The organism is Arcobacter iocasae, from assembly GCF_042214795.1.
Taxonomy (GTDB): Bacteria; Campylobacterota; Campylobacteria; order Campylobacterales; family Arcobacteraceae; genus Arcobacter; species Arcobacter iocasae.
The window spans coordinates 2,482,035-2,500,504 of sequence record NZ_CP090177.1; the positions used below are offsets into that span (position 1 = coordinate 2,482,035).

Annotated in this window: 17 protein-coding genes; 5 read left to right on the forward strand and 12 right to left on the reverse strand. The window is 30.1% G+C overall.

Annotated elements, in window-relative coordinates; translation table 11 throughout:
• Positions 1-6: 6 nt before the first annotated feature.
• From LXN10_RS12460 to LXN10_RS12490, 7 genes are all read right to left on the reverse strand, one after another.
• Positions 7-1,290: a TRAP transporter large permease gene (locus tag LXN10_RS12460; RefSeq protein ID WP_375723316.1), complete on the reverse strand. Its 1,284-nt coding sequence runs from the start codon at positions 1,288-1,290 to the stop codon at positions 7-9.
• Positions 1,291-1,299: 9 nt separating this feature from the next.
• Positions 1,300-1,887, reverse strand: coding sequence for a TRAP transporter small permease (locus tag LXN10_RS12465; RefSeq protein WP_375723317.1), 588 nt, complete (start codon positions 1,885-1,887; stop codon positions 1,300-1,302).
• A 59-nt stretch (positions 1,888-1,946) separates the two neighbouring features.
• Positions 1,947-2,960 carry a TRAP transporter substrate-binding protein gene (dctP, locus tag LXN10_RS12470; protein WP_375723318.1) on the reverse strand — a complete coding sequence of 338 codons (1,014 nt, stop codon included), beginning with the start codon at positions 2,958-2,960 and terminating at the stop codon, positions 1,947-1,949.
• A gap of 89 nt (positions 2,961-3,049) precedes the next feature.
• Entirely contained in the window at positions 3,050-4,234 is a 1,185-nt protein-coding gene (locus LXN10_RS12475; protein WP_375723319.1) for a M24 family metallopeptidase, read from the reverse strand.
• A gap of 9 nt (positions 4,235-4,243) precedes the next feature.
• Positions 4,244-5,638: an NAD-dependent succinate-semialdehyde dehydrogenase gene (locus LXN10_RS12480; protein ID WP_375723320.1), complete on the reverse strand. Its 1,395-nt coding sequence runs from the start codon at positions 5,636-5,638 to the stop codon at positions 4,244-4,246.
• Between the two features lie 9 nt (positions 5,639-5,647).
• Positions 5,648-6,892, reverse strand: a complete 1,245-nt coding sequence (locus tag LXN10_RS12485) for an aspartate aminotransferase family protein (protein WP_375723321.1) — start codon at positions 6,890-6,892, stop codon at positions 5,648-5,650.
• 152 nt (positions 6,893-7,044) lie between these two features.
• Complete coding sequence (locus LXN10_RS12490) at positions 7,045-7,194, reverse strand: hypothetical protein (protein WP_375723322.1); 150 nt, start codon at positions 7,192-7,194, stop codon at positions 7,045-7,047.
• A gap of 291 nt (positions 7,195-7,485) precedes the next feature.
• On the opposite strand from LXN10_RS12490, the gene LXN10_RS12495 reads away from it, so the two are divergent.
• Positions 7,486-8,670, forward strand: coding sequence for an MFS transporter (locus tag LXN10_RS12495; protein WP_375723323.1), 1,185 nt, complete (start codon positions 7,486-7,488; stop codon positions 8,668-8,670).
• Here the strand turns inward: LXN10_RS12495 and LXN10_RS12500 are convergent.
• The 5 genes from LXN10_RS12500 to LXN10_RS12520 all read right to left on the reverse strand — a co-directional run bounded on the left by LXN10_RS12500 (position 8,667) and on the right by LXN10_RS12520 (position 14,140).
• Positions 8,667-9,749, reverse strand: a complete 1,083-nt coding sequence (locus tag LXN10_RS12500) for an ABC transporter permease (RefSeq protein ID WP_375723324.1) — start codon at positions 9,747-9,749, stop codon at positions 8,667-8,669. The genes LXN10_RS12495 and LXN10_RS12500 overlap by 4 nt on opposite strands.
• The gene (locus LXN10_RS12505) at positions 9,746-10,849 is read right to left on the reverse strand and encodes an ABC transporter permease (protein WP_375723325.1); all 1,104 of its coding nucleotides are present in this window, start codon (positions 10,847-10,849) and stop codon (positions 9,746-9,748) included. The genes LXN10_RS12500 and LXN10_RS12505 overlap by 4 nt, the downstream gene beginning before the upstream one ends.
• Complete coding sequence (locus tag LXN10_RS12510) at positions 10,842-12,542, reverse strand: ATP-binding cassette domain-containing protein (RefSeq protein ID WP_375723326.1); 1,701 nt, start codon at positions 12,540-12,542, stop codon at positions 10,842-10,844. The genes LXN10_RS12505 and LXN10_RS12510 overlap by 8 nt, the downstream gene beginning before the upstream one ends.
• Before the next feature lie 2 nt (positions 12,543-12,544).
• Positions 12,545-13,525: an efflux RND transporter periplasmic adaptor subunit gene (locus tag LXN10_RS12515; RefSeq protein WP_375723327.1), complete on the reverse strand. Its 981-nt coding sequence runs from the start codon at positions 13,523-13,525 to the stop codon at positions 12,545-12,547.
• Positions 13,526-13,627: 102 nt separating this feature from the next.
• On the reverse strand, positions 13,628-14,140 hold the full coding sequence (locus tag LXN10_RS12520) for a ferritin (protein ID WP_375723328.1): 513 nt from the start codon (positions 14,138-14,140) through the stop codon (positions 13,628-13,630).
• A gap of 232 nt (positions 14,141-14,372) precedes the next feature.
• Here LXN10_RS12520 and LXN10_RS12525 point away from each other — a divergent pair, with 232 nt between their 5' ends.
• The 4 genes from LXN10_RS12525 (at position 14,373) to LXN10_RS12540 (ending at position 18,402) form a co-directional block, all read left to right on the forward strand.
• Positions 14,373-15,293 (forward strand): manganese-dependent inorganic pyrophosphatase, encoded by a 921-nt coding sequence (locus LXN10_RS12525; protein WP_375723329.1) that lies wholly within the window; start codon positions 14,373-14,375, stop codon positions 15,291-15,293.
• A 57-nt stretch (positions 15,294-15,350) separates the two neighbouring features.
• Positions 15,351-16,118, forward strand: a complete 768-nt coding sequence (locus LXN10_RS12530) for a sulfite exporter TauE/SafE family protein (RefSeq protein ID WP_375723330.1) — start codon at positions 15,351-15,353, stop codon at positions 16,116-16,118.
• Positions 16,118-16,891, forward strand: coding sequence for a helix-turn-helix domain-containing protein (locus tag LXN10_RS12535; protein ID WP_375723331.1), 774 nt, complete (start codon positions 16,118-16,120; stop codon positions 16,889-16,891). Before LXN10_RS12530 ends, LXN10_RS12535 begins: the two co-directional genes overlap by 1 nt.
• A 209-nt stretch (positions 16,892-17,100) precedes the next feature.
• The gene (locus LXN10_RS12540) at positions 17,101-18,402 is read left to right on the forward strand and encodes a 2-isopropylmalate synthase (RefSeq protein WP_375723332.1); all 1,302 of its coding nucleotides are present in this window, start codon (positions 17,101-17,103) and stop codon (positions 18,400-18,402) included.
• Positions 18,403-18,470 lie beyond the last annotated feature (68 nt).

Consider the following 18,470-nt stretch of genomic DNA (forward strand, 5'->3'; position numbering starts at 1 on the left):
GTTCCTTTATCTAAAAGCTAAATCCCTAAAATATAGGGCAATTTGTGGGAAGAATATTAGTGCAACAGCCACTGATAAAAGTATAAATATAAAAGGAGGTGTACCTTTTATTACTTCAAAATATGGTCTTTTGAATATAGCAATTGCTGTAAAAATATCACAACCAAATGGTGGGGTAGCAGAACCAATTGCAACTTGTAATGTAATAATAGTACCAACTAAAACAGGATCCAATCCAACAGAATCAACAACTGGTGCAAATATTGGAACAAGTACTAAGATTACAACAATCGGATCAACAAACATACACCCAACAAAGAATGCAACAGAAATTACTGCTAATACTCCATATGGTCCCATTTCCCTAATACCAATTGATGCTAATATTTCTTGTGGAACTTGTGCAAAAGATAAAATCCAAGCAAATGCTGCCCCAGCAGCTACGAGTATAAATACAACAGCTGTAACTAAACCAGTTGCAACAGCTGAACTATAAAATTCTTTAAATTTCATAGTTCTAAATATAACACCTTCTAGAAATAAAGCATAAGCAACACTAACAGCAGCAGCTTCAGTTGGACTAAAAATACCACCAAAAATACCACCTATAATGATTACTGGAAATCCTAAAGGCCATAAAGCATGATAAAATGCTAATAGTCTATCTTTCCATGTAGATTTTTCTTGAGTTGGTATATCATGTTTATACGCATAACCAATACAATATATTGAAAAAAGAACTAAAATTAAAAGTCCAGGCCCAATACCAGCAATAAAAAGTTCAGGAATTGAAGTTTTTGAAACAATTCCATAAATAATCATCCCAATACTAGGTGGAATTAAAAAAGCAATATCACTAGAGTTGATTATTAAAGCAAGGATAAATGAATCTTTATATCCACCTTTTTGTAATCTTGGTCTAAGTGGAGAACCAATTGCTACAACAGTAGCTTGGGTTGAACCTGAAACGGCCCCAAACATAGCACAAGCACAAGCTGTACTAACTGCCAAACCACCTTTTATATGTCCAACAAAAGACATTACTAAATCAATTAGTTTTTCAGCTGATTTTCCTCTTGTCATAATATCTGCTGATAAAATAAACATAGGAACTGCAATAAGCGCAGCTGGTCTTATACCACCCATCATTTGCTGAATCATAAATTGCATTCTATCAAAATCACCAAATACTTCATAGAATCCAACAGTTGAACCTGCAATTAGAGGTATCATCATTGGAAAGCCTAAAAGTAATAATACAACCATTATAGAAAAAATTAAAATTGCCATTTCTTACTCCTAAACTTCTATTTGATTTGCTGCATCTGTATAACCATCTTTAATATTTGAAGAAAGGTACACATCTTCGTGTCTAATATTTTTAAGTATTGTTGTAAAATATTGTAAGCCTGTGATTATAAAACCAATAGGAACCCATAAATAGATAATATAAACATCAATCCCTAGTGCGGGTAATATTCTGCCACTATTGTATATGCTTATGATATACAAAATCGCATAATATGATAAAAAAAACATAAATATACCAGTTATCGCTGAAATAATAATCATAAATATTTTTCTCAAATTAGAATTTAATAAGTCATAAATAGCTGACATTCTTATATGTCTACCTTGTCTTGCTGCATAACTCAATCCAGCAAAAGTTACAATAACTATAAAAATCATATTTAATTCATCAGTGAATATAATTGCATCATTGAAAATAAATCTACTAACAACCGCTGCAATAGTATTTATAGCCATTGCTATAATCCCAAGTCCTAACATCAGTTTTTCAAATTTACTAATCATTTTATCCATAAAGTCAAGACCTTTTAAAAGAGGGTTAATCTTCTCTTTGGATACTTTTTCTGAATTTTCCATATAAACTCCTGAATAGATAGCTTAAGTGCTATCTATTGTTTTATTAAAACTAAAAAGTCTTATTTTGCATTTTTTTCTGCTTCTTCTAGATCTTTTCTCATTTGTGCTAAAAGTTTTTTATTTGAAGCACTTTTTTCAGCAAATTTTTCTTGAACTGGTTTTGCTCTGTCTTTAAATACTTGTCTTTCTTCTTTTGTTAGTGTAACAATTTTATAATCAGGATTTGTTCTTACTATTCTTCCTAAACCATAAGCATCAAGTTTTTGTGCCTCTTTTAAAATCACTTTTTCAGCATGAGCAGAAGCATCTTGTACAAGTTTTTTATCTTTGGCACTTAATTTATCATAGAATTTTTTGTTTGTAACTGCACAAGCATTAAAACTACTATGTCCCATATAAGTTAAAACTTTTGATAATTTATCTAAATCATAAGCTTCAATCCAAACAGTTGGGTTTTCTTCCCCATCAACCATGTTTGTTTTTAAAGCACCAATTAAATCTCCCCAACTCATAGGAACAGGAGAAGCTCCAAATGCTTTATATGTATCAACTAAAATTGGAGAACCTGGCATTACTCTCATTTTTTTACCTTGTAAATCTTCAGGTGTTCTAAATACTTCATTTGTAGTAATTGCCATTTCACCTTCAGGAAAAACTGCTAATAATTCTAATCCATGTTTATTAAAAATTGGAGGTAACATTTTGTTAATAGCTTTTGAGTTTTTGAAAAAATAATCTAACTCTTTTGTATCAGTTGGTAAAATATAAGGTAGTGTAAATAGATCCATTTCTGGAATTGTTCCACCCATATAACCAGTTGATTGACCTAAAAATTGTAATAAACCAAATTTAGTTTGTTCTAAAAGGTCTGTCTCTTCTCCTAATGAACCAACAGGATAGATTTTGATTTTATTATCAGAATGACTTTCAATATAGTTTTTAAATGCAACTGCATAAATACCTTGAGGGTCATCTAATCCTTCACCCATTGCATACTTCCATGTAGCTGCACTAAGACTTGTTGCAGCTATCATACCTGCAAGAACTAGAGATTTTAAGTTAATTAATTTCATAAATTTTCCTTTATTTTTTATTATTTGTTTTGAACACCATTATCTTGTGTATTCTAAAAAGATTTTCTATTTTAATCCTCCTTTATACTCTATTTAATGAATAACTCTCTTGGGAAATCACAAAAGGTTTCAACTCCAGTATCTGTTATATAGATACTTTCAGTTATTTCCATTCCCCAATCAGCTTGCCAAATACCTGGCATAAAGTGAAAAGTCATACCGGGCTCTAATACTGTTAAGTCAGTTGATCTTAAACTACAAGTTCTCTCACCCCAATCAGGAGGATAACTAACTCCCACAGGGTAACCACATCTTGCACCATTTCTATCAATACCATATTTGTGCATTACCGTATCAACTGCATTTGCAATATCACAAGTTCTATTTCCAGGTTTTGCTTGTTCTAACCCTGCATCAATAGCTTCTATTAGTGCTTTTTCAGCATCATAATATTTTTGATTGGGTTTGCCCATAAAAATAGTTCTTGACATAGGACAATGATATCTTTTATAACAACCTGATATCTCAAAATAAGTTGCCTCATTCTTTTTAAAAGGTCTCTCATCCCAAGTAATATGAGATGCAGATGCATCAGCACCTGATGGTAATAATGGCACAATAGAAGGATAATCTCCTCCATAACCATCAACACCAGCAATTGCAGTTTCATAAATTTGTGAAACAACATGACTTTTTGGAATACCAACTCTTACCACATCTAAAACTCTTTGATGTATCTTTTGAGTAATTTTTCCTGCTATTTTCATGTATTCAATCTCTTTTTCAGATTTAATACCTCTAGCCCAATTCACTAAATTATTTGCATTTATAAAGTTTGCATTTGGCAAAGTTGCTGTTAATCTAAAATGAGCTTCAGCAGTATAATAATAACTATCTCGCTCTGTTGCTATTACACATTTATCCCATTTTTTTTTATTAAGAACATTTTCCCCAATCCATGTCATAGGATGTTCATCTAAGTTTTGTACATATTTTTCTGGATAACCATAAAGATTATCTTCTTTCATATAACATTTTATCAATGCTGCATTTCTATCCATAAGTCTTCCAAACCAAATAGGCTCATCTTCATCAAGGGAAATAATAACCCCTTGATGAACATAGAAAGACCAACCATCATATCCTGTAAGCCAATTCATATTTCCAGGATCAGTTGCAATTAAAACATCGATTCTTCTTTGTTGCATCAATGATTTAACTCTTCTAATTCTTTGGACATACTCTTTTTTAGTAAAAGGTAATTTTTCTCTCATATTAGTTTCCTATTTAACAGGACCTACCCAAACTTGTTGAGTATTCACAAACATTTTAATACCATGAGGACCTAATTCTCTTCCTAAACCTGATTTTTTAACTCCACCACTTGGAAGTCTAGGATCTGATTTTACAATTCCATTAATTGAAACTTGACCAGTAACAATTTTACTTGCTATTAGTTTACCTTTTTCAACATCTCCTGTCCATACCGAACCACCTAAACCATAGTCAGTGTCATTTGCAATTTCTAATGCATGGTCTGTATCTTTTGCTTTAATAACAGCTGCTATTGGTCCAAATGTTTCTTGGCAAGATACGACCATTCCTGGTTCCACATCTGCTAAAAGGGTTACAGGAAAAAAGAATCCTTTACCTTCGATTTTATTTCCACCTAAAACTAGTCTTGCTCCTGCACTTACTGATTTATCAACTTGTTGGTGCATTTCTTCAACTAACTCTTTTCTGGCTATTGGACCAATTTTTGTTGATTCATCTTTTGGATCACCTAAAGTTAATTTTTCAAATCTCTCTTTTAATAAAGAGATAAATTTTTCATAAATAGGTTCTTCTACAATGATTCTTTTTGCAGCAATACAAGATTGACCAGCATTGATATATCTTGAAAGAACAATTACATCTGCTGCATGTTCTAAATCTTTTGTATCAGCTAATACAATTGCTGCATCACTTCCACCAAGTTCTAGTACTACTGGTTTGATTTCACTTCCAGCGATTGCACCAACAGCTGAACCAGCTTTTGATGAACCTGTTAATGATACACCAGTAACAAGTGGATGTCTAATAATTGATTCAATTTGTGAGTGGTTAATAACTACATTTTGAACTAAATTTTTAGGCATACCTGCTTTTTCAAAAGCTTGTATAATTTTAACTGCACATAGTGGAGTATGAGAATCATGTTTCATAATACAAGTGTTTCCTGACATAAGTGCAGGTGCTAAATATCTAAAAGCTAACCAAAATGGTGCATTCCAAGGAAGTAATCCTAAAGTTACACCTAATGGTAAATATTGAACAAAGCTTTCAGTTGCATCAGAATCAATATATTCTGTTTTTAAATATTCCCCAGCATTTTGAGCGTAATGTTCTGCTGCCCAAGCTGCTTTTGTTACTTCACCTCTTGCTTCATTGATAGGTTTACCCATCTCTTCAGTCATAGGGAGAGCATATTCATCAAGATTATCTTTCATCTCTTTTGCAACAGCTCTTAAAAGCTCAGCTCTTTGTTCAAAAGAACTGTCTCTCCAAGAGTTTACATATGTCTCTTGTGATTTTTCAATTATCTCTCTTACTTCTTCAGCTGTATTCATAGGAATCTCATACACTGTTTCTTCAGTGTATGGATTTATTGATTTAAAGTGTGTTGAACTATATCCCATAATAACCCCTTAGCCTAAGATTGCTTCAACAGATTTTACAAATCTGTTTAGACCTTCTTTTAAAGTATCTTCTTCAATTGTTAATGGAGGAATAAATTTGATAATTTCACCTGTACTACAAGCTCCAATAATCAAACCATTTTCAAAACATTTTGTAGTGATTTCTTTTGTCATTGCTGCACTTTCAAAATCAATTGCTAGCATCATTCCTTTTTGTCTTATACCTTTTACAGCATCATATTTAGAGTTTAAAGCATCTATAGTCTCTCTTATGATGTTACCTTTTCTTTTTGTTTCATTATTAAACTCATCATCTTTGAAATAATCTAAACCAACTTTACCTGCTACAAAAGAGATACCTTGTCCTCTAAATGTACCTGTATGTTGTCCCGGGTTCCAAGCTTTATCAATCTCTGGTTTATTAACTAACATTCCAATAGGAGTTCCAAAACCACCTAAACCTTTTGCTAAAATAATAATATCTGGATCAACATCTAAATCATCGAAACTAAAGTAGCTTCCACATCTTCCTACACCACATTGAATACTGTCTAAAATAAATAGTGCTCCAGTATCTTTTGCTAGTTTTTGCACACCTTGTAACCACTCTTTTGTAGCAACTCGTACACCACCTTCTGCTTGTACTGGCTCAACAATAAAACCAGCAGGAGGCAACATCCCTGAACCTAAATCAAACATTTTTTGTCTTAAGTTTTCTAAAGCTTCCATATCATTAAAAGTATCTCTAATAACATTATTTAAAGGAACTCCTGAACTACTTCTAAAAGCATTGTTTGCGGTACAAGCTAATGCACCTAATGTCATACCATGGAAACCTCTATTAAAAGCAACAATTTCTGTTCTACCAGTAACTTTTCTAGCTAATTTAAGTGCTGCTTCAACTGCATTTGTTCCAGTTGGTCCTGTAAATTGAACTTTTCTATCCGCCCACCCTCGTGGTTCTAATACATTTTTTACAAATGTATTTATAAAGTCTCTTTTTACATCTGTAAACATATCTAGTGAGTGAACAACTCCATCTCTTTGGATGAAGTCAATTACTGCTTCTTTCATTTTTGGATTATTATGTCCAAAATTTAAAACACCTGCACCTGCAAAAAAGTCTATAAATTCTTTATTATTTTCATCTATCATTACTGCGTTTGATGACGATTTAAAAACAGTTGGTACTGCTCTACAATAAGCTCTAATTTCTGATTCGTGTTTTTCAAATGTATTCATTTCATTTGTCATTTTTTTTCCTTAAAATATTTTATTAGTTTTTTTGATTTTGTGGAAAAGACCCTACGAGATAAGTAATATGTTTAATGTAATAATTTTATTTATGTATTAAACAATATTGCTTAATAGCACAATTAAAGTAATCAAAGGTAATTGTGCAGGGTCTACCTGGCACCTAGAATGAAGTTTTTGTCTTGAATTAATATATTTTGTATTTGTTTTATTGGATGTGGAATAATATACATAATATTTGAGAAGATAAAAGAATTAAATACTTTTTCTAATTCTAATAATCTATTATTATAAAAAATCATATTAACCCCTTTCCTTATTTTATCATGCAAGAAGTCTAACCAAAATAAAAATCTATGTCAATTTTAAGTTGTATATAAAATATACAACTTTATTGTAGTTTTTTATTGGTATAAACTATCAATTTAAATATTGTATTAGGTGTATTCTTAAACTTTAAATAAATTAAAAACTTATTTTAAAATTTGAAGTTAAATAATATTATTTTTATTACTTATTTAAAAAGATAAATAAAGTCATATTTTATATTTTAAAGCTATTATTTTAACTTATTTAATATATTTGGAAAAATAATGATAAAAAATCTTTTTAAATCAAGAGTAGCTTTACTTTATATATTGTCAATATCTATGGTCTTTGCTTTTTCTGCTTGGATGAGTTTACTCAATAATTATGTGGTAGAAGTGGCTTCTTTTGATGGTAGCCAAATAGGGATCTTACAAAGTTTAAGGGAAATTCCTGGCTTTTTGGCCTTTACAGTTATTTTAGTAATTATGTTTGTTGCTCAACAAAGATTAGCTTATATTTCAATGATAGCTTTAGGTTTGGGAGTATTTTTAACTGGACTTTATCCTAGTGCTTTGGGTTTATATTTAACTACAATTTTGATGTCTATTGGGTTTCATTATTTAGAAACTTTAAATCAATCACTATCTTTACAATGGCTTGATAAGGCAAAAGCTCCAATAGTTTTAGGAAAAATTACAGCGGCTAGATCTGTTACTTCACTTATTGTCTTTGTTTTAATATATATTATGATGAAATTTTATAGTGTAGAGTACAAGTATGTTTATGCATTTTTTGGTTTGATTACTTCACTTATTGCCATAATAGCTTGGATAGGATTTGAACATTTTAAAGATGATGTGGTACAAGAGAAAAAATTAGTTATAAAAAAAGAGTATTGGCTTTTTTATATTTTAACATTTTTTGCAGGGGCTAGAAGACAGATATTTGTAGTATTTGCTGGATTTTTACTTGTAGAGAAATTTGGTTTAGATATTGAAAATATGGTGACTTTACTTTTTATTAATGCTATTTTAAATATATATCTTGCACCAAAAATCGGTAAGTTTATTGTAAAAGTAGGGGAATCAACTACTTTAAAAATAGAATATATTGGGCTAATGCTAGTTTTTACATCTTATGCTTTTGTTGAAAATATTTATTTTGCATTTTTCTTATATATTATTGATCATTTACTGTTTTCAATGGCAATTGCTCTAAAAACATATTTTCAAAAAATTGCAGATCCAAAAGATATAGCAAGTGCTAGTGCTGTTAGTTTTACTATAAATCACATTGCAGCTGTATTTTTACCATTTTTCTTAGGTTTAATTTGGTTATATTCCCATTCACTTGTTTTTATAATTGGTGCACTTATTGGTTTAGCATCTTTTATTTTATCTTTTTTAGTTCCTCTTCATCCAAGCCAAGGGTTTGAAACTACTTTAGTAAAAAAAGAGAGTATTGCTTAAGTTACTTTCTTTTTGAAAAACCAAGTTGCAATAATAAGTGTAACAACTCCTAGTGCAATCATGGGCAAAATCTCCCAGATTGCAATTTCCCAAGAGATATCTTTTAAAAATAGACCTTTTAAAAGTATCAAAAAATATTTTAGTGCAATAAAATTTGTAAAAGGGATAAGCCATTGGGGCATATTTTCAATAGGTGTTGCAAATCCAGACATCAAAATTGAAGGTACTAAAAGTATAAAAGCTCCTAAAATTCCTTGTTGCTGAGTTGAAGAAATAGAAGAGATAAATAATCCAAAGCCAACAACTGAAAATACAAAAGCAAAAATTGAAACTATTAAAATACTAAGTGAACCAATAAAAGGAACACCAAAAAATGTAATAGCACTTAAAAAAATAATACTAGCTTCTAAGATACTAATAATCATAGGAGGAATAGTTTTTCCAATGATTAAAATTGTAGGACTAAGTGGTGCCACTGAGATTTGTTCAAAAGTTCCAAGTTCCCTCTCTCTAGCAACTGATAATGAAGTTAAAATCAAAGCAATAAGTATAGTTAAACTTCCAACTAAATTTGGAAGTATCCACCAAAAATTCTCTAAATTTGGATTGTACCAATTTCGAACTACTAAGGTATCTTTATTTTTTGAAAAGAAATTATTAATGCTAAGTTGAACATATCCAACTGCAATTTGAGCACTTGTTGATTTCCTTCCATCTGCAATAATTCCTATGTTTGCAGTTTTGCCTTTTTGCATATTCTTTGCAAAATCTTGAGGTATCTCAATTCCAGCTAGGATTTCTTGAGAATCTATTTTCTCTTTTAAATCATCGTAGCTTTTTAAATAAAGTACTTGTGTAAAACGGTCACTATATTTTAAAGTACGGATGAGTTCTTGACTTTGGGTTGAATTGTCCCTATCTAAAACACCTATATTGATATTTTTAACTTCCATAGTTATTGCAAAAGAGAATAAAACAAGCATAATAATAGGTGGTACAATAATCACAATACGAGAACGCTTATCACTCCAAATGGCTAAAAATTCTTTTCTAATAAGAGATATTAATTGATAAATCATGAGCTTAACTTCTTTTTAGTAATAATAAAAATAATTCCAAATAAAAACAGACCAATACCTAACATCCAAAGGGTATTTGGAATAATGATTTCATAAATATCTCCTGCTAAAAAGAGTGTTTGTAGTATATTTATAAAATATCTTGCTGGTATGATATGTGTTAAAAACTGTAACCAAGATGGCATACTACTTATTTGAAAAATAAATCCTGATAAAATCATAGCAGGTAAAAACCCTATGATTAAAGCCATTTGTGCTGCAACAAATTGATTTTTTGCTAAAGTTGAAATAAGTAAACCAATACTAAGTGCTGCAAATAAATAGACACTGGAAGTCAAAAACAAAAGTAAATATGAACCTCTAAATGGAATCTCAAACCAAAATAAAGTAATAAGTACACAAATAAGAAGTGAAAAAAGCCCTAAAACAAAGTATGGTAAAAGCTTTCCTAAAAGCAATTCTAATATTGTAATAGGAGTTGACATTATAGCTTCCATTGTACCTCTTTCCCACTCTCTTGCTACTACTAAAGCAGTTAAAAGCGTACCAATAAGTGTTAAAGTTATGGCAATAGAACCTGGAAGTAAAAAGTAACTACTCAATAATGGTGCATTAAACCAATATCTTGTTTGAATATCAATATTTGCTTTTGCTGAGAGTTTTTCATATTCAAGCCAATTTTGCCATAAAGCAAAACTGTATTTGATAACAAAATTTGCAATACTAGGTTCACTTCCGTCTGTGATAATTTGTATTTTTGGTTCACCTTTTAAAATATCTTTATCAAAAGTTGCAGGAACTACAATCATGGCTCTTAGTTTTCCTTCTTGTAGTTGTTTTACAAAAGTTCTTCTATCTTTTGCTATTTGTACATCAAAGCTTTCACTAGCTTGAAAAGCTTTTATCAAACTAGAAGTATGGGCAGAGTTTTTTTCAATTACAACTCCCACTGGAATATGTTTTGAATCTAGTGAAATAGCATAACCCATCAAAAAAAGTAGCATAAGAGGTAAAACAAAAGCTATGATTAATGCACTTGGGTCTCGAATTATTTGTAAACTCTCTTTGATAAAAAGGGCTGATAACCGTTGTTTATTCATTATCATCTTCTTCTCTTTTAATAAGTTCAATAAAAGTATCTTCCATCGTAGCATTTGAACCAACTTGGCTAATAAGATTATATGGAGTATCTAATGCTATTGCTCTACCTTTATAAATCAAAGCTATTCTGTCACAATATTCAGCTTCATCCATAAAGTGAGTTGTTACCATTATAGTCATACCTTTTTGTACCATTGCATAGATATGATTCCAAAATTCTCGTCTAGTAAGTGGATCAATCCCAGAAGTTGGCTCATCTAAAAAAAGCACTACAGGGTCATGCATAACAGCACAAGCAAGTGAAAGTCTCTGTTTATATCCCAAGGGCAAGTTTTTTGAAGCTGTCTTTTTATATTTTTCTAGCTCAAAAATTTGAATCATACTATTTATTTTTTCTTTTTTTTGTTTTCCCCTTAAGCCATAAACACCTGCAAAAAACTTTAGATTTTCAAAAACAGAGATATCCCCATAAAGTGAAAACTTTTGTGACATATATCCAATCTTGCTACGGGCTTTATGTGAAGAGGTTTCTAAACTCATTCCTAAAACATGCGCTTCCCCACTTGTAGGTTTTACAAGCCCACATAACATTTTAAATGTAGTTGATTTTCCAGCTCCATTTGGTCCCAAAAATCCAAAGATTTCACCTCTTTTTATCTTAAAGCTTACATCATCTGTAGCTTTAAAACTTCCAAAAGTTTTACTAAGATGGGAAGCTTCAATTAAAGTGCCTTCATTTTCTTCAAACTCTCCCATTTGTTTTGCCAATAATGATTCTCCATCAAAGTTACCTTTTAAAATATTTATAAAACCATCTTCAAAATTTGGCTGCATATCTTCATAAGTGCAATTTTGGGCTTCTAGTTTTTCAAGAGTTGGTAAACTTTCTTTATTTTCACAAATTAGTTTGATACTATTTCCTAAGATTACCCCATCTTTTATTTGCTCATGTTTTAATGCCAATCTTAGTGTTTGTCTTTTATCTTTTATTTCTCCTACTATTTTGAAAACTTTGCCTTCCATAGTTTTACTTAAGTCTTTTGGGATTCCTTCAAATAAAATAGAACCTTCATTTAAAAGTATTACTTCATCACAAAGTTCTGCTTCATCTAAATAAGCAGTACTCCAAACAACTCCCACATCATCTTCAACCAATTTATTAACAATCGCCCATAACTCTTTTCTAGAAATTGGGTCAACTCCAACACCTGGCTCATCTAAAAGCAAAAGCTCTGGCTTTTTTATCAAAGCACAAGCTAGACCTAGTTTTTGTTTCATTCCACCAGATAAATTTTTGGCAAGAAATGATTTGAATTTGCCCAAGTTGATAAATTCCAATAATTCATTGATTCTTTTTTCTTGTTCATCTTTTGGAATAGATTGCAAGTTTGCATATAAAGTGAGGTTTTCTAAAACACTTAAATCTTCATATAATCCAAACTTTTGAGGCATATATCCGATTTTACTTTGTATTTTGTCTGCATCTTTTGGTAAAGAATAATCCAAAACTTTTAACTCTCCATCATCAGCATCTAGAAGTCCAGTCATAAGTCTAATAAGAGTAGTTTTTCCTGCTCCATCTGGTCCTACTAATCCTGTTATTTTTCCTTTTTTTATGTTTATATCTAGTTTTGAAATAGCAGGGATTTTGTTAAATGTTTTTGTAATTTGTTTTGCAACAACTAATGACATTTTTATTTGTCTTTGCCTAAATTGTCAAACTCTATGGTTACTGGCATTCCTTGTTGAATAAAGTTATCATGCTCTTGCAATATAAGTCGAACACGATATACAAGTTGTGTTCGTAACTCTTGTGTTTGTACACTTTTAGGTGTAAATTCGGCTTGTGGTGAGATAAAACTCACAATTGCTTTGTATGGTTTGTTTGGTCTTGAATCTGTATAAACTTTTGCTTGCATATTAGGTTTTATTACTCCTAAATACTTTTCATCTATATAACTTCTCACCCAATATTGATTTTCTAAAGCCATTTCCATAATTGAAGCACCTTGTGGTACTATAGCTCCTATTTCATATACTCTTGTTAATATTGTGCCATCATTTGGAGCAAATAATTGTGTATCATTTAGATGAATTTTTGCCTCTTTTTCTTGCACTTGTAAATATTGTAATTTTGCACGAGCCGATTGGATATCTTCTTTTTGATAACCATTTTGTAGTTGTTCATAGTTGTTTTTATCATAATCATATTGTGCTTTTGCACTATTGTATGAAAGTAAAATTTCATCATGTTTTTCTACAGGGATTGAATTTGTTTTGAGAAGTTTGTTATATCTTTTCAAATCTATTTGTGCTTTATTTAAAACAGCGGAACTTTTAGATAATGAAGCTTTAGCTTTTGCTATTTCTTCTTTTCTATATCCATTTTCTAGCTTTTTTATTTGGATTTTTTGTATATTAATTTGAGCTTGAATTTCATCAAGTGATTGTTGATATAAATCCTTATCAACAGAAGCTAATAAATCACCTTTTTTGACTTTTTGTCCCTCATCAAAATAGAGCTTTGATATTTTTCCTGAAACTCTCAATCCCAATGAAACCGTTCTTAAATCAACATTTCCATAAAATCTTGTGCTATTGCCTTTTTCATTGAAACAAGCTGTAAAAAACAGTGTTATAAATAGTGTAAGTAAATATGTAGTGACTTTTGTCATAAATGCTCCTAAGTAAGCTTTTAAGAAGTTATATTATATCGAATATAAGATTATTTTTTAAGAATAAAAGCCCAAATAAAATAGGGCTTTTAAATATTTTGATTAGGCTTTTGTTGTTGGGTCAATAAAAGTTCTTGCACCTAACTCTTGGTCAATAGCATAAAGGCCATAACCATTATCTCCTACAAGTTTGATTTTATCAATGATTGTATTTAGTGTAGCTTCTTCTTCAACTTGTTCTGTTACATACCATTGAAGCATATTGTATGTGGCATGATCTTTATTTTTCATAGTTAAATCACTTAATTCATTTAAATTTGCACTCATTTTAATCTCATGAGCCAATGCACTTTTAAATGTGTCGAGAATTGATTTAAAATCTACATTTGCTTCTTCAATTTTAGGTAAAGTAACATGTACTTCTTGATTTTCAAGATATTTAAATAGTTTCATTGCATGTGCAACTTCTTCTTGATATTGCACTAAAAACCAACTTGATGAACCATTTAATCCAATCTTTGAAGCATACGCTGACATACCTAAATAAATATATGATGATTGGAACTCTTTGTTTAATTGTAACACTAATGCATCTGAAATTTCTTTTTTTAACATAATATCTCCTTAATCTAAATTAACCTTCATTATGCGAGAAATATTCTTTATTTTTGTTGATAAGCTTTAATAATAATATTTTAATAACTTAATTAAAAGGTTTTTCATAATCTCTTTTATTATAAAGAATTAAATTAATCCCCAAATTAATAAATAAAAGTTGTTTTTTATTTAAAAGTAAAATAACATAACTTTAGATAAAATCACGAAAACTTAATATAGGAAATTTTTTATGGCAATTTATACATGTGGACACACAACTCCTGATTCAGATTCTATTTGTTCAGCACTTTCTTTAGGATACTTATTAAATAAAATAGGGAGAGAAGCGATTCCTGCACGACAAGGACCTGTTTCTCCTGAAACTCAATTTATCTTAGATAGATTTGGATTTGAAGCGCCTGAGCTTAAAACTGAGTTTGCAGGATGTGAACTTTTTATTACTGATTATTCAGATAGAGGACAAGCTCCAGCTGACTTGGATAAAGCAACAGTTGTCGGTATAGTTGATCATCACAAATTAGGTGATATTACTACTTCAACTCCTTTAGAGTGTTGGATTAGACCTGTTGGATGTACAAATACAATCGTAAAAGAGATGTATGACTTTCATAAAGTTGAGATTCCAAAAAATATCGCTGGAATAATGATGTGTGCAATTTTATCTGATACTGTTATTTTCAAATCACCAACATGTACACCAGTTGATATTAAAGCTGTAAAAGAATTAGCAGAAATAGCTGGTGTTGAAGATTTTGGAGCTTTAGGAATGGAGATGTTCAAAGTAAAATCAGCAGTTGAAGGTGTACCTGTACGAGATTTGATTTTAAGAGATTATAAACCTTTTGATATGCATGGAACAAAAGTTGGTATTGGTCAACTTGAAGTAATTGATTTAGCTATCTTTGATAGTGTAAAAGATGAATTAGAAGCTGATTTAGATAAATTAAGAGTTGAAAATGGCTTACATACAGCTTGTTTATTATTAACTGATATTATGAAAGAAGGTTCTGAAGTTTTAATATCTTCAGAAGATCCTTCAATTTTTGAAAAAGCATTTGATGTAAAACTTGAAAATGGAAAAGTATGGCTTGATGGTTGTTTATCAAGAAAAAAACAAATTATTCCTTTCTTAGAACCTGCATTCGCTTAATATAAAAGATAGCTTTATGCTATCTTTTTCTAGACCATATTTTTATTAGGATTCTCTATGGAACTTTTTGCTGATATTACCCTTTATTGGGTAATAGGTTTTGTTATTGCTGGATTTTTGGCTGGGTATATTGACTCAATTGCAGGTGGTGGTGGAATGGTTCAAGTTCCTGTATTGCTTCTAAGTGGTTTATCTCCTATTCATGTTTTAGCTTCAAATAAAATGGCTGGTTTAGTTGGTGTTTTAATGGCAACAATTAAATATGCAATAAGTAAAAAGATATCTTGGAAAGTTGTAAGTATTGCTATTATTCCTTGTTTGGTGGCTTCTTATATTGGAAGTATATTAGTTATGTATGTACCAGATGAATTTATAAAATGGGCTATTATTTTAGCTATTCCTGTTGCTTTGGTATTTTTATTTAAAAAAAGTAAAAAAATAGTAGAAGAAAAAACAGAAGTAAGTACTAAAAATATAATATTAGCAACTGCTCCTATTGGATTTTATGATGGCTTATTAGGTCCTGGAACAGGAACTTATATGACTATTTCTATGAAAAAATTTTTACATCTTGATTACTTAGTTGCAACAGCTTCAACTAAACCTTTAAACTTCGCTACAAATGTAGGTTCTGCTATTGCTTTTATTTTTGCAGGAAAAGTTTTATGGGGAGTTGCTATTGTCTTAGGATTAGCAAATATTGCAGGATCTTATGTGGGAAGTCATTATGCAATAAAAGGTGGAGAAGAGTTTATAAAAAAAGTACTTGTATTTGTACTTATTTTTATGCTTGTTGCTAATATTGTAAAAATAATTGTGAGTTAATGAATACAAAAATCTTCAAAAATAAAAAGTTAGATTTTTTAGAATTAAGATATATAAAAGATATAAGCCAATGTGAAAAAATGCATTTGCATGAAGAACTTACAATTACCGCACTTAAAGAGGGCTCATTAAATATAAATTTTAATGACTTTTCTAAAATATTAAACCCCAATGAAATAGCCATAATCAACTCAAATATAATCCACAACGCAATACTAAATAGCAAAAGTGTCAAAGATGGATATGTCCTATATATAGATAAAAACTATTTAGAAAGTTTGAATTTAGGTATATCTTTTGATTACAATTTCTTACAAGATGATAAAAATAGCTTTATAAATCTATGTAAAATATTATTGGCTGAGGATATTCCTTTATTAGAAAAAGAAGAGTTATTTATTGAGTTTTGTTTAAGTACTTTTTCTTTAAAAGAAAATATAGAAGAAGTAGAAAAAAACTCTTTATCTATGAAAATAAAAAATTATCTTGATAAAAACTTTTTGGAAGATATTATTTTAGAAGATATATCAAAAGAGTTTAATATAACAGTTGTTCATCTAATAAGAGTCTTTAAAAAAGAGTTTTGCTTAGCCATTCATGCATATATACTTAATAAAAAAGTTCACAAGGCAAAAGAACTTTTAAACTCAAATTTGCCCATCATTGAAGTTGCTTTACAAAGTGGTTTTTTTGACCAAAGCCATTTAAATAGAAGTTTTAAGCGAGTGTTTCAACTAACCCCTAAAGAGTTTCAAAAAAATATACTTTCGTAAATGTTAATTTTGTACAAGATTTAAATTTTTTTATTTTATATACTTAGGTAAATAAAAGGAGAAACTATGAATAGTATAAAACAATATAATCATATTCAAACAAATAATCTACTCTCAATCCTCTTACTCTCAAAATAATTTTCAAACCAACCCCCTTATCAATTTTAGTCGCAAATATTTGCAAAATATATAAAATCATGGAGAATAAAATGACTTTTAAAAAATATAGACAATATCCTATTGTCAAAGATTTCGTACGAACTTGGCCAAATAATCAAATCACAAAAGCACCTATTTACGGAAGTGTTGATTTAAGAGATGGAAACCAAGCTTTGGTAAACCCTTTAAATATAAAGCAAAAGTTGGAATATTTTAATACTTTAGTAAAGATGGGATTTAAACAAATAGAAGTAAGTTATCCAAGTGCTAGTGATACTGATTTTAATTTTACAAGAAAATTAATTGAAGAGAATTTAATACCTGATGATGTTGCTATTCAAGTATTAATCCCAGCAAAAAAAGAGTGGATAAAAAGAAGTGTTGAAGCTATGAGTGGAGTTAAAAATGGAATATTTCATTTATACAATCCCACAAATGAATTTCAAAGAAGAGTAGTGTTTAACAAAACTGATGAAGAGATAGTAAACATGGCAGTTGAGTCTATGAAATACTTAGTAGAACTAACAAAAGATTTTGAGGGTAATGTTACATATGATTATTCCCCAGAAAGTTTTTCTCAAACAGATTTAGAGTTTGCAGTAAAAATATGTAATAAAGTAATCGATGTAGTAAAACCAACAGTGCAAAACAAGATGATAATAAACTTGCCAAATACCCTAGAAGCTTGTACTGCAAATATTTACGCAGATAGAATAGAGTGGATGTGCAATAATTTAAACAACAGAAATGCCCTTATAATAAGTGTTCACCCTCACAATGATAGAGGAACATCAGTAGCCTCAGCAGAACTTGCAGTTTTAGCAGGAGCAAATAGAGTTGAGGGAACACTGTTTGGAAATGGTGAGCGAGCAGGAAATTTAGACTTAGTAAATTTTGCTTTTAATTTACATTCACAAGGTATTGATTCTAAACTTGATTTATCAATTGTCGATGAAGTAAAAAAGATGTATGAAGATTTAACAAAGTTAAATATAAATCCAAGACACCCCTATGTAGGAGATATGATTTTTACTGCCTTTAGTGGTGGACATCAAGATGCTATCAAAAAAGGAATTGACTTTTATAGAGAAAACTCTTGCCAAGAGTGGAATATACCGTATTTACCAATAGACCCAAAAGATATAAAAAGGGGATATGAAGATGTTATTAGAGTGAATTCTCAATCAGGAAAAGGAGGAGTTGCTTTTATCATAAGTGAGTTTTTTGGAGATAATTTGGATAAAGAGGAAGCTAAAGAGTTTGGACTTTTAGTGAAAAAACAAAGTGATAAATTACAAAGGGAATTGAGTAAAGAGGAGATTATTGAACTTTATGAGGGGTATAAGAAATAATACTCTCTTGAAGAGGTAAACCTCTTCGCTTTCTTACTTTAGTATTGACAAAAAGTAAGAGAAAGCGA

Coding starts and splice junctions, on each gene's coding strand:
- LXN10_RS12485 (WP_375723321.1), bottom strand. CDS start 6,892: ATGACAAATGAAATGAATACATTTGAAAAACACGAATCAGAAATTAGA.
- LXN10_RS12520 (WP_375723328.1), bottom strand. CDS start 14,140: ATGTTAAAAAAAGAAATTTCAGATGCATTAGTGTTACAATTAAACAAA.
- LXN10_RS12465 (WP_375723317.1), bottom strand. CDS start 1,887: ATGGAAAATTCAGAAAAAGTATCCAAAGAGAAGATTAACCCTCTTTTA.
- LXN10_RS12500 (WP_375723324.1), bottom strand. CDS start 9,749: ATGATTTATCAATTAATATCTCTTATTAGAAAAGAATTTTTAGCCATT.
- LXN10_RS12515 (WP_375723327.1), bottom strand. CDS start 13,525: ATGACAAAAGTCACTACATATTTACTTACACTATTTATAACACTGTTT.
- dctP (WP_375723318.1), bottom strand. CDS start 2,960: ATGAAATTAATTAACTTAAAATCTCTAGTTCTTGCAGGTATGATAGCT.
- LXN10_RS12490 (WP_375723322.1), bottom strand. CDS start 7,194: ATGATTTTTTATAATAATAGATTATTAGAATTAGAAAAAGTATTTAAT.
- LXN10_RS12505 (WP_375723325.1), bottom strand. CDS start 10,849: ATGAATAAACAACGGTTATCAGCCCTTTTTATCAAAGAGAGTTTACAA.
- LXN10_RS12475 (WP_375723319.1), bottom strand. CDS start 4,234: ATGAGAGAAAAATTACCTTTTACTAAAAAAGAGTATGTCCAAAGAATT.
- LXN10_RS12540 (WP_375723332.1), top strand. CDS start 17,101: ATGACTTTTAAAAAATATAGACAATATCCTATTGTCAAAGATTTCGTA.
- LXN10_RS12525 (WP_375723329.1), top strand. CDS start 14,373: ATGGCAATTTATACATGTGGACACACAACTCCTGATTCAGATTCTATT.
- LXN10_RS12510 (WP_375723326.1), bottom strand. CDS start 12,542: ATGTCATTAGTTGTTGCAAAACAAATTACAAAAACATTTAACAAAATC.
- LXN10_RS12530 (WP_375723330.1), top strand. CDS start 15,351: ATGGAACTTTTTGCTGATATTACCCTTTATTGGGTAATAGGTTTTGTT.
- LXN10_RS12535 (WP_375723331.1), top strand. CDS start 16,118: ATGAATACAAAAATCTTCAAAAATAAAAAGTTAGATTTTTTAGAATTA.
- LXN10_RS12495 (WP_375723323.1), top strand. CDS start 7,486: ATGATAAAAAATCTTTTTAAATCAAGAGTAGCTTTACTTTATATATTG.
- LXN10_RS12480 (WP_375723320.1), bottom strand. CDS start 5,638: ATGGGATATAGTTCAACACACTTTAAATCAATAAATCCATACACTGAA.
- LXN10_RS12460 (WP_375723316.1), bottom strand. CDS start 1,290: ATGGCAATTTTAATTTTTTCTATAATGGTTGTATTATTACTTTTAGGC.